Source organism: Acinetobacter sp. 25-47-130, from assembly GCF_056779705.1.
Window position 1 is genome coordinate 180,847 of record NZ_JBWYII010000002.1, and the last position, 14,069, is coordinate 194,915.

A 14,069-nucleotide genomic window follows, 5' to 3' on the forward strand; every position below is an offset into this window, starting at 1 on the left:
TTATTTATACAGTGCTTTTAATAAATCAGCAGCACCTTGGTCAATCAAAGCTTTTGCAAGTGAAACACCCAACGTTTCAGCTTGTTCAACTGGACCTTCTACTTTAGCAACCAATAATGTTTGACCATCCACACTGCCTACGCGCCCCTCTAATTGAATCTGTTGATCATTTAAAGTCGCATATCCCGCAATCGGTACCTGACATCCACCTTCTAGATAAGTATTAAATGCACGTTCTGCACGAACACACGCATCTGTTTCTGCATGTAATAAAGGTCGAATCAACTCTAATACGCGTGCATCGTCACCTCGACACTCAAGACCTAATGCACCTTGGCCAACTGCGGGTAAACTCGTCTGTGCATCCAGCGTGTGTCGAATACGCTCTGCTAAACCTAAACGTTTTAAGCCTGCACTTGCCAGAATGATGGCATCGTAAAGCCCATCATCAAGCTTAGATAGTCGTGTGCCTACATTTCCACGTAAATCTATAATCTCAAGATCTGGACGGGCTTTTAAAATTTGACATTTACGACGCAAACTTGAGGTTCCCACTTTGGCACCAAGGGGCAAATCTTCAAACTTGCTATAAGTATTCGAAACAAAAGCATCTAAAGGATCTTCTCGCTCGCAAATCACGGCAAGACTTAATCCTTCTGGGAGCGCCATCGGCACATCTTTCATGGAATGGACAGCCAGATCTGCACGACCATCAAGTAATGCAGCCTCAAGCTCTTTAACAAATAAACCTTTTCCACCAATCTTGGCTAAAGGAGTGTCTAAAATTTTATCACCTTGGGTCACAAACGTCACCAACTCAACTTTTAGACCAGCATGTAGGGTCTCAAGTCGCTCACGAATATGCTCCGCCTGCCATAAAGCCAATGGACTTTGACGAGTTGCAATTTTTAAGGTTTTGATCATTTTAATGCTGCCAAACTTTAGACATCCTAAACTTACCCTGCTGTCCCAAAATTGCAAGTAAATTGTTCGGCAATCACTATAATTTTAGGCAACTAAATATTTTGCATTCTTTCTCTGAGCAGAGGTAAATGACGGCGACTCACCGCCAATTTCTCTTCAAGTTCACGACAACGAACTTGATACTGGCCTGAAGCAACCAACTCCAATCCATCCAAATAATCCAATGCAATCAGCGCATTTCGATGAATTCGTATAAATTTATTTGAAAACTCACGTTCTAAATCTTTTAAGGTCTCATCAATCAAGACACTGCCGTTTTTGTGTCGTACTGTTACGTATTTCTGATCAGCCAGAAAATAGTAAACATTTTCGATAGGAATGAGTTCAAGACCACGATACGTTTTCGCAGCGATTTGCTGACGCTGATGTTTTTCTTCCATATTTTCTTTTTGTTCTATATTTGACATTTGAGCTTGAGTAAGTTTAGTTAAATTATTCAGTGTATTTTCTAATTCTGATTTGATAATCGGCTTTAATAAATAGCCTTTCGCTTGTGCCTGAATAGCAGTCAAAGCATGCTCATCATAGGCCGTGCAAAAAACAATAGCAGGCATTGGGTTTAGCTGTGAAAGATGCTGAGCACATGTCAAACCATCCATTTCAGGCATTTGGATGTCAAGTAAAATTACATCAGGCTCATATTGTTGCACTAAGGTCAAAGCTTCTTTTCCATGGTGCGCAGCTGCAACAACTTGATGCCCCAATTGAGTGACCAAGCGAGATAAGCGCTCAACCGCGAGTGGCTCATCATCACAAATTAGGATGTCCATTGTTCCTCCTTGCTCAAGTTAACGTTGCTTATTTTAATGTATTAACTTGATTTTATTTATATTGGTACTGGACTACAGTCGTGTAAATTCCATTACCTGCATGACTCCTAAACTGTACCGTATACCCATAGTGTGCTTTCAAACGCTGTTTCACGTTTTCTATCGCAATACCATTCCCCTCCCTATTGGCCATTTTATCGGCTATATAAGGGTTAGTAATGACTATAGTGACCTGATTTTGTAATATTTCAACCAATATGACAATCTTTGCATCAATTAACTTTTTCTCCACCCCATGAAAGATACTATTCTCAATTAAAGGCTGTAAAGTTAAAAAAGGGATACTTGCTTGGCCCAACTGCTCTGGTTGCAAGATATTCCATTCCACATTTAATCTCGAACCCAACCTTAGCTTTTCAACCGCCAAATAATGTTCACACAATTGGATTTCTTCTTTTAATGTGACAATTTTAAGCTCTTGAAAGCTTGCTCTAAACAACCTTGAAAGATCGATGAGCATTTGCTCTGCTTTATCTGGATCACTCCCAATCAGACTCACCACACTATTTAAACTATTAAAAAGAAAGTGTGGATGTATTCTTGCTTGCATGGCTTGAATTCGAGCATTCAATTCACCTTGTTGCTGCTTTAACCACTCACCCCGAACATAGATATATCGTAAACAAAAAGTGATCAACAATACGCCATAGCTCATATGTAAAATCACATGATCAAATAAAAGTAACCATGAAAATTTTTGTAAAGAAAAGTTACTTCCCCAAAAAAACAGAAAATTCAAACTACAAGTAGTGAATAGGATAATGAGTTCTAATAGTACGAATGTATAAATTGCAGACTGCCAAGTTGTTAATTTTTGCCAAAACTCCCTAAACAAATCAATTACGGCGATAAAGACCAATACCACCCAATTGATGTAAAGCACATACTTGATCACCTGTGATGTCTGCAAATTTGACCAAGACTGTGACTCTGCTAGGCACAGCAACAACGCCAAAAAAATACTGGCAATAAACAGCTCTGCAAAATATTGCCACTGCCCAATACGTACAAAGAAATTCGCATCAATAAATTCTTGTTTATCTTTTGAAGAATTATCCATAGGCAAGACTTCGGCATCTTGATTTGAATTTGTTATACTGGATGCAAAATTACTGCTTTTTCTTTTACTGAGCCGACATGACCACATCTTCTAATTCCTCTAATCCGTCACAAGCCCAAACTTCAGGTATGTGGGGCGGTCGTTTTTCCGAAGCAACTGATGCCTTTGTCGCTGAATTTACAGCATCTGTTCAATTTGACCAACGCTTTTATAAACAAGATATTGCAGGTTCAATCGCACATGCAACGATGTTGGCAAAAGTCGGTGTACTCACTGAACAAGAGCGTGATGACATCATCGCAGGCTTAACCGCAATTAAAGCGGACATTGAAGCTGGCAACTTCGAATGGCGTATTGATTTAGAAGATGTTCACATGAACATTGAATCTCGATTAACACAACGCATTGGGATTACAGGTAAGAAATTACATACAGGTCGTAGCCGTAATGACCAAGTAGCAACGGATATTCGCTTGTATGTACGTGATGAAATTGATGCCATCTTAGCGTTATTACACAAACTGCAAAAAGGCATTCTAGGCTTGGCTGCTAAAAATACAAATACAATCATGCCTGGCTTTACACATCTTCAAACTGCACAACCTGTGACGTTTGGACATCATTTAATGGCATGGTTTGAAATGCTGGTACGTGACTCAGAACGTCTGATTGACTGCCGTAAACGCGTTAATCGCATGCCTTTAGGTTCTGCTGCGCTTGCAGGTACCACTTATCCAATCGATCGTGCTTATACAGCAGAACTTTTAGGGTTTGAAGCAGTTGCAGAAAACTCATTAGATGCTGTATCTGATCGTGATTTTGGTATTGAGTTTAATGCTGCGGCATCACTCATCATGATGCACTTATCTCGTATGTCTGAAGAATTAATTCTTTGGACATCTGCACAATTCAAGTTTGTGAATATTCCTGACCGCTTCTGCACAGGCTCTTCAATCATGCCTCAGAAGAAAAATCCTGATGTACCTGAACTTGTTCGTGGTAAAACAGGCCGTGTATATGGTGACTTAATGAGTCTACTTACTCTCATGAAAGGTCAACCTTTGGCATATAACAAAGACAACCAAGAAGATAAAGAACCATTATTTGATGCTATTGATACGGTTCGTGGCTCTTTAATGGCTTTCGCAGACATGATTCCTGCGCTTGTTCCAAATATTCCTGAAATGCGCGAAGCTGCGCTGCGTGGTTTCTCAACAGCAACGGACCTTGCTGATTACTTAGTGAAGAATGGTGTTGCATTCCGCGATGCACATGAAATCGTCGGTAAAGCAGTTGCGCTTGGCGTACAAGAAGGTAAGGATTTATCAGAACTTACGCTTGAACAACTTCAACAATTCTCTGATTTAATTCAAGCTGACGTCTTTGAAAAAGCATTAACTTTAGAAGCTTCAGTCAATGCACGTAACCACATCGGTGGAACAGCACCTGCTCAAGTTGAAGCAGCAATTGAGCGTGCTCATGCGCGTTTAGAAGCTCTTTACGCTTAATTTCTGATTATATTTTTGGAGTATTGATATGTCTCGCCAAGTATTTTGCCGTAAGTATCAAAAAGAAATGGAAGGTTTGGATTTTGCACCATTCCCTGGCCCTAAAGGTCAGGAACTATTTGATAGTGTTTCTAAGCAAGCATGGGGCGAATGGTTGAAGCATCAAACTACTTTAATCAATGAAAAACGTTTAAATGTCTTTGAAGCTGATGCAAAAAAATTTCTTGAAGAACAACGTGAAAAGTTCTTCAACAATGATGAAACTTTAGAAAAAGCTGAAGGCCTAAAGCCTGAGTAAAAAAGAAAGCACTGCTTTTCTTTTTTACGTAAGATAAGGACGAAGTCCGCGTAGGCTTTAATCTAAAAAGAATCTCCGTAATAGAGGTTCTTTTTTTATGGGACATCAAATAAATATCAATGGAGTCAAAATTTAGCTGACGAAAGAAGTGCTTGTGGTGGATTTAAAATATGACCTAATTGGTAAACTCCATCCATATTTAACTGCATCTCCATTCGGTCAAAACGAATTGGGCCAAATTTAATGTAAATCTGCCGATTTTGAAGATCAAACCGCTGCTCCAAAACCTGTCCATTGAATTGTAAAGAGTTCATAGATGTTAAGTCCATAAGCGCTTTAAAAGGTTGCTCTTCATCCTTTGTATAATGAATCCTTTTTCTATCACTCACGAAATTTTCTAAATGGTTTAAATCCTGAGATTTAAAAGATGTAATTTCACGAATTTGAGATTCCTCAATACCTAAAGCATTGACCAAACTTAACTGATCGTCTGGCAGGAATTCAAAACGCCCATTGTTAGTATGTGCCGCCCAACTCATACTCGAAAGACCCCAAGCACAGATTCCCCACAAAACTTGCTTAAATTGTCTCATTCCCCCATCGCTCTCACTGAACGTAATAAAAGCCATCTTTAAAAACATTTCAGCCAAACACAACTACCATTTATCTTAAATATCATTTACTTAATAAGAATTATTAGATTTACATCACAGACAAATCTTTTTTATTGATATTTATCTTCCTATCTAAAAAAGACTGCATAAATGTAAAGCAGAAAATAGACACATAAGATGATTATGAGTTATCAATTTCATCAGAGTAGGCTAATCTCTGTATTAAAAATAACCACCATTTGAGCGCATCATGTTTATCATTCGTCCTTATATTGAGACTGACTTAGAAGACATCATTCAACTCTGGGAAAGATGTGATCTAACACGACCATGGAATAATCCGGAAATTGATATTTTTAGGAAGGCTGCACAAAAAGATGACTTATTCTTGGTGGCTGTGAAAGATCAGTTCATTATCGCAACATTAATGGGTGGTTACGACGGTCATCGCGGGTGGATCAATTACCTCGCGGTACATCCCAATCATCAACGGAATGGTGTTGCTACAGCGTTGATTCAACATTTGGAAAAAAGATTGATTGCACTTGGTTGTCCAGAAGTTCAGCTTTTAGTGCAAAAAGAATTTATTGATATTCAAAACTTTTATGAACAATTGGGATATGACGAAAAAGAAGTTGTATGCCTTGCTAAAAGACTCATTCACGACCATTAAGAAATTTTATAAAACAGGAGCATTTATCAATTTACCGATCCGTAAAAATATTGGGAATCGAATATTAAATTTATGACCGGTATCATTATTCAAAGTTAAGGCATATTGGCTCATCTGATTTAAGATTTGTGTCGCCTGATTATTGGCTTGCGTATTTTGTTTAAGATATTTCTTTAAAGCTGACCATGTATTTAAATAATCAATCAATTGATCAATCCGCCATTTACAATGCATGTGCTGCTCACAGGTCGGGATTTCTTCCAAAGGAAATGGAATCGTTTGATATTTCAGATCAATATAGTGACGCTCACTCTCCCAATATGTTTTCAATACTTGGTGATATAGCTTTTCAATACTTGGTGATATAGCTTTTCAATACTTGGTGATATAGCTTTTCAATACAGCTTTGAAGCTCCTCATTCTCCACTTCAATAAACCCATATCCAATCACTGCAAAGACACCCTGGGGCTTCAGTGTTCGATAGACCTCTTGAAAAAATAACTCGAAGTCAAACCAATGAATGGCTTGGGCAACTGTAATCAGGTCAAAACATTGTGCTTTAAAATTGCTATGTTCAGCATTTTCAATTCGGTAAATTACATTATCTATTGCTGGGGCTTGCTGAAGTTGTCCTTCGCTCAAATCCATTGCAATGACTTGATTAAAATGCGGAGCCAATAAGCGGGTGAATTGTCCTGAGCCTGCCCCGCAGTCCCAAGCCATTTCATAGTTCTGAACATATTTTAAGATTTCGTCAATCACACTTTATGGATAACTTGGACGGGCTTGTTGATAAAGCTCACTTTGATCAGAAAATAGGTCTTTCATTTTTTATTTTGGATTTGATCGAGAAATCAACCTTAGGACATCAAAGAAAATGGATGATGAATGACTTCGATTCATTTTGTATTTTTTTATAAGCAAAAAAAAATCCTCAACAATGTTGAGGATTTTTCGAATATGGTGGCGAGACCCAGGATCGAACTGGGGACACACGGATTTTCAATCCGTTGCTCTACCAACTGAGCTATCACGCCGATGGGGTGTATTAAGCCGTAACTGAGCTCAATAGTCAATAAAAATCATACATTTTTTATTTGTTCGAGTAAATTTTACCCAAAAAAAATCTCTGATGGGATCAGAGATTGAAAATACAAATTCTTAAAAGAATATGGTGGCGAGACCCAGGATCGAACTGGGGACACACGGATTTTCAATCCGTTGCTCTACCAACTGAGCTATCACGCCGATGTCGCGTATTAAACAGTTTCATCTCGATATAGTCAAGCAAGTTTTTGGGATATTTAAACAACTGGATGTTTTTAAAACAACATTTAGATTATTCGATGTAAATACATACAAATCCAATAAAAAAAGCCAGTATTGACTGACTTTTAATATTTAAAATCGAACAATAGTTTTAAATTTTTTCCAAACTACTTAAACAACGATGTATTGCACCACATCCAGGCTCAAAATGATTAACGCCTTTCTCTTCTTCCATTCGACATGCTTCACTCACTAAGCGCTCTGCGACACCACGTCCACGGTTAGCCGGATGAACTACGATATTTTCAAGCGTTCGACTTTCACCTTGTCCAGTTGACCAAATGGCCCCAATGATCTTTGTATTAAATTCTGCCGTGTAAAGTAAGGTATACTGAGCTAAGTTTTGCTCAAGTTGTTCAATGGCATCTTGTCCGTCACTAAATTCTGGACTGGTGTCATATAAGCGCTCAAGCTGTTCACGAACTTCAACATTATCAAGCGAAGTTATTGCATGTACGGTTATAGGCATTGATTAACCCTCCTGAGCAATCTAATATGCTGTCACTTTCGTGACATCGAAAATCTACATTCATCATTTTTAACGTTTTTGAGGAACGTGTCTATGACGCAACGTATCAGTGAAGTGGTAAGAAACACAAACGAAACCAAAATTCGTGTTCGCGTGAATCTTGATGGTACTGGTCAAGGCACCCTCAATACAGGTGTTCCATTTTTAGACCATATGATCGACCAAATCAAGCGTCATGGTTTATTTGATATCGATATTCATTGTGACGGCGATTTAGAAATTGATGATCACCATACAGTAGAAGACTGTGGTATTACCCTTGGTCAGGCATTTGCACAGGCTTTAGGTGACAAAAAAGGTTTACGTCGCTATGGTCACTTCTATGCACCACTTGATGAGTCCTTGAGTCGTGTCGTTGTTGACCTATCAGGCCGCCCTGGCTTATGGATGGACATTCCATTTACTCGCGCGCGCATTGGTACTTTTGATGTCGACCTATTCTCTGAGTTTTTCCAAGGCTTTGTGAATCACGCATTAATGACACTCCACATAGACAATTTGAAAGGTAAAAATAGCCATCACCAAATTGAAAGTGTATTTAAAGCATTTGCACGCGCACTTCGTATGGCTTGTGAAGTAGATCCACGTGCAGAAAATACTGTAGCTTCAACCAAAGGTACTTTGTAATGACCCGTATTGCCCTTCTTGATTATGGCATGGGAAATCTTCACTCAGCAGCAAAAGCACTTGAGCATGTTGGTGCAACAGTTGATGTGACCAATGATCCTAAGCTGATTGCTCAAGCAGATAAAATTGTGTTCCCAGGCGTTGGTGCAATGCGTGATTGCATGCAAGGTATGCACGAGGCTGGCATTGACGAGGTTGTACGCAATGCCGTTTTCAACAAGCCTGTCCTTGCGATTTGTGTCGGCATGCAAGCTCTGCTGCAACACTCTGAAGAAAATGGTGGTGCAGATGCATTAGGCATTTTTGATGGTGCTGTTAAACGCTTTCCAGATATTGAAGGTTTAAAAGTTCCCCATATGGGTTGGAATCAGGTACACCAAGCAGATCCAAGCCATCCAATGTGGAACAACATTGATCAAGATGCTCGTTTCTATTTCGTACATAGTTTCTATGTTGAACCGAAACAATCTGAGATCATTGCTGCGACATGTAACTACGGTTTGGAATTCTGCACCGCAATCCATAAAGATAATTTGTTTGCTACTCAGTTCCATCCAGAAAAAAGTCATACAGCTGGCTTACAGTTGTTGAAAAATTTTGTAGAGTGGAAAATTTAAAGCCATAATAAAGCTCACTGTTTTCAGTGAGCTTTTTTTCAGACTTTACTCTAAATATCTTTTACGACAAAGCCACCTTCAATTGGCTCAACAGTTACTTTAATTTCTGCTTTTAGATTCAGCGCAGCATAACGACTTTTAAGTTCTGAAATTAATTGTTCTGGCGTTGCATCTTTTAAAGCCAACTCATCCTTCAAAGGATACTGTTTAAAACTTTCTGATTTTTTACCATCTTTAGCGTCTGAAACCCATCGTTCTGCAGCACTCAGTACTTTCGCTAATTCAACTAGATGTTGAGCATTGGCAGGAGTTGACTCTTGCACCCATTTCGACAGCGTTTCCTTAGAGACTCCCAATGCATTCACCACATCAGTCGGTTTAATGTTTTTCTCTTTGATCAATTTTCTAAGTTTTTTAGCACCTTCGCTAAATAAATCATCTTCTTGAACTGCCATCGCTTCTGTCCAAATCTTATTCACTGTCTGCAGTTTCAATTTAACATTAAGCCTATGCAGTTGAGTCTAATATTGCCAAACAAATCAGATGAAATTGAAATTATTTTCAATATAGATAATTCACAAATAAAAGTGTGATCTAATTTTTCTCATTACTCAGTTTGAATTAAAAAGAAAAATAAATTGACCCAATGATTAATTGTTAACTTATGTAAAGACAATGAGCACCAATTTTAATCATTAAAAAAATACACAAAATTCACAAAATCAATCAACGAATCGAACAAGTTGGCATTTTAGGTATTTACACCATGCTACTCGATAATATTCATGCATTATAAGTGTACATTTATTCTATCAAGCACCAAATTAAACCACAATAAATAATTGATTTTGTTAACATTTTTAAACATCACCCTTGTGTTGTATTAAGTTGCTGTTTTTACGGCATATCTTCAAAATTATTCCACTTATATTGTTTTTTTTCGATTTGTCTGAAATTTTTTTCTTTGTTAATTATGAACTTGCTGAAACAACAAAGATCCAACACTAACCACATATATTTTGGAGCAATCTGCACATGTTTAAACTTTTTACTGGAAAAATCAGTGGCGTTCTAAGCCTTGCTTTACAGGGAATTACGAAAGCAGTTGGTTTTATTCTAGAAACCGTAACGACAGTTGTAGATACCGTTGTTGACACAGTAGGGACGCTGACCAAACCATTAACGGATAAGTTAACAGAATTGCCACTGATCGGAGATACAGTGGAATCGGTACTCAATCTTGAAAATAATTTACTAGGAAATTTAAGCGGAGGCTTACACGCTATCGCTGATGATTTTTCGAATGGAGATCTATTAGGGGGCATTAATACTGCATTGAATGGCACTACTGCAACTGTAGGCCAAACCATCAAAGATGTTTCAAATCTTGTAGGTGAAGTCGCTGGTTTAGCCGATCCCGTGACCGACCTGCTAAGCCAAGTGCCAGGTTTAGGTGCTGTCATAGATGTTGTCGGAGAAACCTCTTCAAATCTTTTGGGATTCGTGAGTGAAACGGGAGATTATGTCGCAAGTACCAAACCTCTTGATCTCGTGACTGGTCTCATTGATGATCCTTTAGGCAGTGTCACAGGAACATTAGGAGATGTCTCAGGAACATTAGATAACTTATTGGATGATTTAGCACCTGTAACAGATGCTCTGTCATCGATTCCTGTCGTGGGTGATCTTGTAGGATTCACGGGAGAGATCACAAATGCTTTAGGTGCAATCCCAACCAATATCACACCAACTAGCTTTGATCTAATCTCTAACTTAGATACAACACCATACATTTAATTCAAAGTTCGTATTAAAAACCGTCAACATTGTTCTGACGGTTTTTTTTCATTGTTACTTCGCTCATTTGATGTTTCTTTGCTAAGATTGCTGCGAATAAACTCCAGAATACTGGCAAGGAGCGAAAGCATGCTGATTATCCCTGCAATTGACCTTAAAGATGGTAAATGTGTCCGTTTAAAACAAGGTCGTATGGAAGACGATACCGTTTTCTCTGATGATCCTGTGGCAACAGCACAACATTGGGTAGACGCTGGCGCTCGCCGTTTACATTTAGTTGATCTAAATGGTGCTTTCGCTGGTACACCTATTCACAAACCTGTTGTGGAAGCGATTGCAAAAGCACAACCTGAACTGCCAATTCAAATTGGTGGTGGCATCCGTTCTCTTGAAACCATCGAACACTACTTAGATGCAGGTGTATCATTCGTCATTATTGGTACAAAAGCAGTCAAAGAACCTGAGTTTGTTGAGGAAGCTTGTAGAAAATTCGCAGGCCACATCATTGTCGGTATTGATGCGATCAATGGCATGGTCGCAACTGACGGCTGGGCAAATGTAACTGACGTGAAAGCAACTGATTTAGCTAAACGCTTTGCAGATGCTGGAGTATCTAGTATCGTGTATACCGATATTGCACGTGATGGCATGATGCAAGGTGTGAATATCGAACAAACAGTTAATCTTGCGACTTATTCAGGTTTACCTGTGATCGCTTCAGGCGGTGTGACCAATCTTGACGACGTTCGCAACTTAAAAGGTCAGCCTGGTATTTTAGGTGCGATTACTGGTCGTGCAATTTATGAAGGCACTTTAAATCTTCGTGAAGCTCAATTATTACTTGATGAACAAGCGCTCTAATAGCGCATGTTTCTAAAGAGGTCTTAGGACCTCTTTTTTCTTACTTAAAAAATATGTTGAATTTATCTCCTACCCTCAAAACCAAAACACCACAACTTGCCCTCATTGCAATTACGATGATTTGGGGTGCCAGTTTCATAACAGTCAAATATGGATTGAGCTTCAGCACACCAGTGCTTTTCGTTGCCTTTCGATTTGCAGCAGCTGCGCTGGCTGTTGGTCTCATCTCACTTCAATATTGTAAAAATTTTAGTGCCAAAGATATTTGGGCAGGATTTTGCATTGGAACAGTGATTGCAATTGGCTATGGAACGCAAACCATTGGCTTACAGACCATCACCAGTAGCGAATCTGCCTTTTTGACAGCACTTTATGTGCCGTTGGTTCCCATCTTATTGTGGTTGCTCTTTAACAAAAGGCCACATGTCATGACATGGATAGGGGCAGGACTCGCCTTTGTAGGTTTAGTTTTCTTAACAGGCAATGGGTTTGGTGCTATTCGGCTTGAATTTGGTCAGATCATTACCTTGATAGGATCAATTGCGATTGCACTTGAAATTATTCTCATTAGTTACTTTGCGCCTCGAGTCAATTTACGCCGAGTGACGATATTACAACTCATTTTTGCATCGTTAATTTGTTTTCTAATGGCACCATTGGTGGGTGAAACACAACTCCCTGAGTTTAACTGGATCTTCGTTGCGATTATTGTAGGTTTAGGACTTGCAAGTGCAATCATTCAGTTAGTCATGAACTGGGCTCAACGCGTGGTTGATCCTTCACAGGCTGCCATTATTTATTCTGGCGAACCTGTTTGGGCGGCTTTGATTGGGAGATTAGCAGGTGAGCGTTTAGCTATGCTCTCAATTTTAGGTGGCGTGTTGGTTGTGCTCGGTGTAATTACCAGTGAGTGGAGACCAAAATTTAAGAAGAAAGAATAAGCTTATTGGGGCTCTTTTAGCTTTAACATCATACATGGTTGAAAATACTGCACTTCAGGCATAGGCGTATAAAAGGGATGCAAGAGTTCCTTCCATTTTAAATACGCCTCTGACTGCCTAAAACCTTCCGTATGATCTTCAAGTTTGTCCCAGTAAATCAGTAAAATATAAGCATGTTCATTATTCGTATTTTTAATCAGCTGAACCGCATTTAGCCCCTTCATTGGTGAAATAATGTCTTTAGCTAATTTAAAAGCATTTTCGAATGCCTCACTCTGGTTCATTTTGATATTTAAATGAACATGCTCAATAATCATGACACCACCTCATTCATGAGTTTTAATTATTGATACATTGGCTCGTTATCATTGACCTTAATAATTCCTTTGATCGCACGATAAACAATCCAAACCCATGACAAACCAATCACTGCGATACAGAATGTTGTTGCACCCAGTGCTACACCAGCAAAGGCATTAGGATTGTCACCCGTGAAGAATAAGAACAAAAACGGCAGGAACGCGATGATATTCCAAATTAAATACCACCAAAAAGTACGAATTTGCCAAGTAAAATGACTTTCAAAAATTGAGCCCTGTACCTTTGATCGTTTCCAATAGTTAATAATTAGCGCAATAACCGCCAAAATACCTGCTGAAAAAATAGCGATGATATACAGGATGTAAAGTAAAATCGTTAAGCTGCGGTTTGGATCTTGATCAGCTGTATAATTCATAAAGTCACCTTTTTAATTTTTTTGAGGCTTTATAATTTCAAACCATTAAATGGTGAAATTATCCATAAAATAATCAGTATATTAAACGCTATAGTACAGAAATAAATTTTTCGAAATGGTTGTTTTTGTGTTTTATGACGCAAGCGTTGCTGAGCAAGCCAAGCACTCGGCCATCCACCTAATAGAGAAACCACATGTAATGTATTTTCTGGTACACGTTGACTCCCCTGTTGAGCCGCCGCTTTATCGTGTGCATATAAGCCATAGGTGATCAGGTTCATCAATAAAATGACCAACACCACCATCATACTCAATAGCCCTAATAGGACTAATGTAGCAAGCGTTAAGATATAAGCAATAATCGCCACTTGCATCGGTTGCATTTTTTGTTGAGTAACTGGTGAATGACGCGGCTTCGTTTTTACTTTTTTTGCCTGAGTCGCTTTTAAGTATGTTACTTGTTTCGCTTTAAATCGACCTTGACCATCCAATTGAACGATATACTCCAAAGCACAACCTGGAATCGGTCTTGGGCCTGGTTTGGCAAAATCTTTAATGTGAAGGAAAACGCGATCTTTGGATGAATCATTGGGTTGAATAAATCCATAGCCTTTTTCATCAAACCATTCAACTAGACGACCTTGATCACGCATATTTCCCCCAG

Annotated in this window: 17 protein-coding genes, 2 tRNA genes and 1 pseudogene; 8 read left to right on the forward strand and 12 right to left on the reverse strand. The window is 38.8% G+C overall.

What is annotated here, in order from left to right:
• The 3 genes from hemC to AC1M83_RS04560 form a co-directional block, all read right to left on the reverse strand.
• Entirely contained in the window at positions 1 to 921 is a 921-nt protein-coding gene (hemC, locus tag AC1M83_RS04550) for a hydroxymethylbilane synthase (RefSeq protein ID WP_481590203.1), read from the reverse strand.
• A gap of 95 nt (positions 922 to 1,016) precedes the next feature.
• On the reverse strand, positions 1,017 to 1,754 hold the full coding sequence (locus AC1M83_RS04555) for a LytR/AlgR family response regulator transcription factor (protein ID WP_481590125.1): 738 nt from the start codon (positions 1,752 to 1,754) through the stop codon (positions 1,017 to 1,019).
• 52 nt (positions 1,755 to 1,806) lie between these two features.
• Positions 1,807 to 2,961 (reverse strand): sensor histidine kinase, encoded by a 1,155-nt coding sequence (locus AC1M83_RS04560; protein WP_180028783.1) that lies wholly within the window; start codon positions 2,959 to 2,961, stop codon positions 1,807 to 1,809.
• Here AC1M83_RS04560 and argH point away from each other — a divergent pair.
• Together argH and AC1M83_RS04570 are read left to right on the forward strand one after the other, a co-directional pair.
• Positions 2,952 to 4,382: an argininosuccinate lyase gene (gene argH / locus AC1M83_RS04565; RefSeq protein WP_180028782.1), complete on the forward strand. Its 1,431-nt coding sequence runs from the start codon at positions 2,952 to 2,954 to the stop codon at positions 4,380 to 4,382. The two genes, AC1M83_RS04560 and argH, sit on opposite strands and share 10 nt — an antisense overlap.
• Positions 4,383 to 4,410: 28 nt before the next feature.
• On the forward strand, positions 4,411 to 4,680 hold the full coding sequence (locus tag AC1M83_RS04570; RefSeq protein ID WP_035267550.1) for an oxidative damage protection protein: 270 nt from the start codon (positions 4,411 to 4,413) through the stop codon (positions 4,678 to 4,680).
• A 125-nt stretch (positions 4,681 to 4,805) separates the two neighbouring features.
• On the opposite strand, the gene AC1M83_RS04575 is transcribed toward AC1M83_RS04570, so the two are convergent.
• Positions 4,806 to 5,330 carry a hypothetical protein gene (locus AC1M83_RS04575; RefSeq protein WP_481590126.1) on the reverse strand — a complete coding sequence of 175 codons (525 nt, stop codon included), beginning with the start codon at positions 5,328 to 5,330 and terminating at the stop codon, positions 4,806 to 4,808.
• Between the two features lie 214 nt (positions 5,331 to 5,544).
• Between AC1M83_RS04575 and AC1M83_RS04580 the strand changes: the two genes are divergently transcribed.
• A complete protein-coding gene (locus AC1M83_RS04580) occupies positions 5,545 to 5,967 on the forward strand; it encodes a GNAT family acetyltransferase (protein WP_179999046.1) in 423 nt (140 codons plus the stop codon).
• A gap of 6 nt (positions 5,968 to 5,973) precedes the next feature.
• On the opposite strand, the pseudogene AC1M83_RS04585 reads toward AC1M83_RS04580, so the two are convergent.
• The 4 genes and pseudogenes from AC1M83_RS04585 to AC1M83_RS04600 all read right to left on the reverse strand — a co-directional run bounded on the left by AC1M83_RS04585 (position 5,974) and on the right by AC1M83_RS04600 (position 7,766).
• Positions 5,974 to 6,796 (reverse strand): annotated as a pseudogene (locus tag AC1M83_RS04585) (class I SAM-dependent methyltransferase).
• 133 nt (positions 6,797 to 6,929) lie between these two features.
• Positions 6,930 to 7,005: transfer RNA gene (locus AC1M83_RS04590), tRNA-Phe, on the reverse strand.
• Between the two features lie 135 nt (positions 7,006 to 7,140).
• Positions 7,141 to 7,216, reverse strand: a tRNA-Phe gene (locus tag AC1M83_RS04595).
• Positions 7,217 to 7,388: 172 nt separating this feature from the next.
• Positions 7,389 to 7,766, reverse strand: coding sequence for a GNAT family N-acetyltransferase (locus AC1M83_RS04600; RefSeq protein ID WP_035267556.1), 378 nt, complete (start codon positions 7,764 to 7,766; stop codon positions 7,389 to 7,391).
• 93 nt (positions 7,767 to 7,859) lie between these two features.
• On the opposite strand from AC1M83_RS04600, the gene hisB reads away from it, so the two are divergent.
• Both hisB and hisH read left to right on the forward strand, forming a co-directional pair.
• Positions 7,860 to 8,453, forward strand: coding sequence for an imidazoleglycerol-phosphate dehydratase HisB (gene hisB, locus AC1M83_RS04605; RefSeq protein ID WP_035267557.1), 594 nt, complete (start codon positions 7,860 to 7,862; stop codon positions 8,451 to 8,453).
• The gene (gene hisH / locus AC1M83_RS04610; protein ID WP_035267559.1) at positions 8,453 to 9,070 is read left to right on the forward strand and encodes an imidazole glycerol phosphate synthase subunit HisH; all 618 of its coding nucleotides are present in this window, start codon (positions 8,453 to 8,455) and stop codon (positions 9,068 to 9,070) included. Before hisB ends, hisH begins: the two co-directional genes overlap by 1 nt.
• A gap of 50 nt (positions 9,071 to 9,120) precedes the next feature.
• Here hisH and AC1M83_RS04615 read toward each other — a convergent pair whose 3' ends face one another.
• The gene (locus tag AC1M83_RS04615; protein ID WP_035267606.1) at positions 9,121 to 9,525 is read right to left on the reverse strand and encodes a helix-turn-helix domain-containing protein; all 405 of its coding nucleotides are present in this window, start codon (positions 9,523 to 9,525) and stop codon (positions 9,121 to 9,123) included.
• Positions 9,526 to 10,105: 580 nt separating this feature from the next.
• Between AC1M83_RS04615 and AC1M83_RS04620 the strand changes: the two genes are divergently transcribed.
• The 3 genes from AC1M83_RS04620 (at position 10,106) to AC1M83_RS04630 (ending at position 12,669) form a co-directional block, all read left to right on the forward strand.
• Positions 10,106 to 10,867, forward strand: coding sequence for a hypothetical protein (locus AC1M83_RS04620; RefSeq protein WP_051586572.1), 762 nt, complete (start codon positions 10,106 to 10,108; stop codon positions 10,865 to 10,867).
• A 129-nt stretch (positions 10,868 to 10,996) separates the two neighbouring features.
• Positions 10,997 to 11,728: a 1-(5-phosphoribosyl)-5-[(5-phosphoribosylamino)methylideneamino]imidazole-4-carboxamide isomerase gene (gene hisA / locus AC1M83_RS04625; RefSeq protein ID WP_035267561.1), complete on the forward strand. Its 732-nt coding sequence runs from the start codon at positions 10,997 to 10,999 to the stop codon at positions 11,726 to 11,728.
• Between the two features lie 53 nt (positions 11,729 to 11,781).
• Positions 11,782 to 12,669, forward strand: a complete 888-nt coding sequence (locus AC1M83_RS04630; protein WP_035267563.1) for a DMT family transporter — start codon at positions 11,782 to 11,784, stop codon at positions 12,667 to 12,669.
• 2 nt (positions 12,670 to 12,671) lie between these two features.
• On the opposite strand, the gene AC1M83_RS04635 is transcribed toward AC1M83_RS04630, so the two are convergent.
• From AC1M83_RS04635 to AC1M83_RS04645, 3 genes are read right to left on the reverse strand one after another with little or no spacing between them, the layout of a single operon-like run.
• Complete coding sequence (locus AC1M83_RS04635) at positions 12,672 to 12,986, reverse strand: antibiotic biosynthesis monooxygenase family protein (RefSeq protein ID WP_092766466.1); 315 nt, start codon at positions 12,984 to 12,986, stop codon at positions 12,672 to 12,674.
• A 26-nt stretch (positions 12,987 to 13,012) separates the two neighbouring features.
• On the reverse strand, positions 13,013 to 13,405 hold the full coding sequence (locus AC1M83_RS04640; protein ID WP_035267567.1) for a DUF4870 family protein: 393 nt from the start codon (positions 13,403 to 13,405) through the stop codon (positions 13,013 to 13,015).
• Between the two features lie 29 nt (positions 13,406 to 13,434).
• On the reverse strand, positions 13,435 to 14,058 hold the full coding sequence (locus tag AC1M83_RS04645; RefSeq protein WP_035267569.1) for a DUF1294 domain-containing protein: 624 nt from the start codon (positions 14,056 to 14,058) through the stop codon (positions 13,435 to 13,437).
• Positions 14,059 to 14,069: the final 11 nt, after the last annotated feature.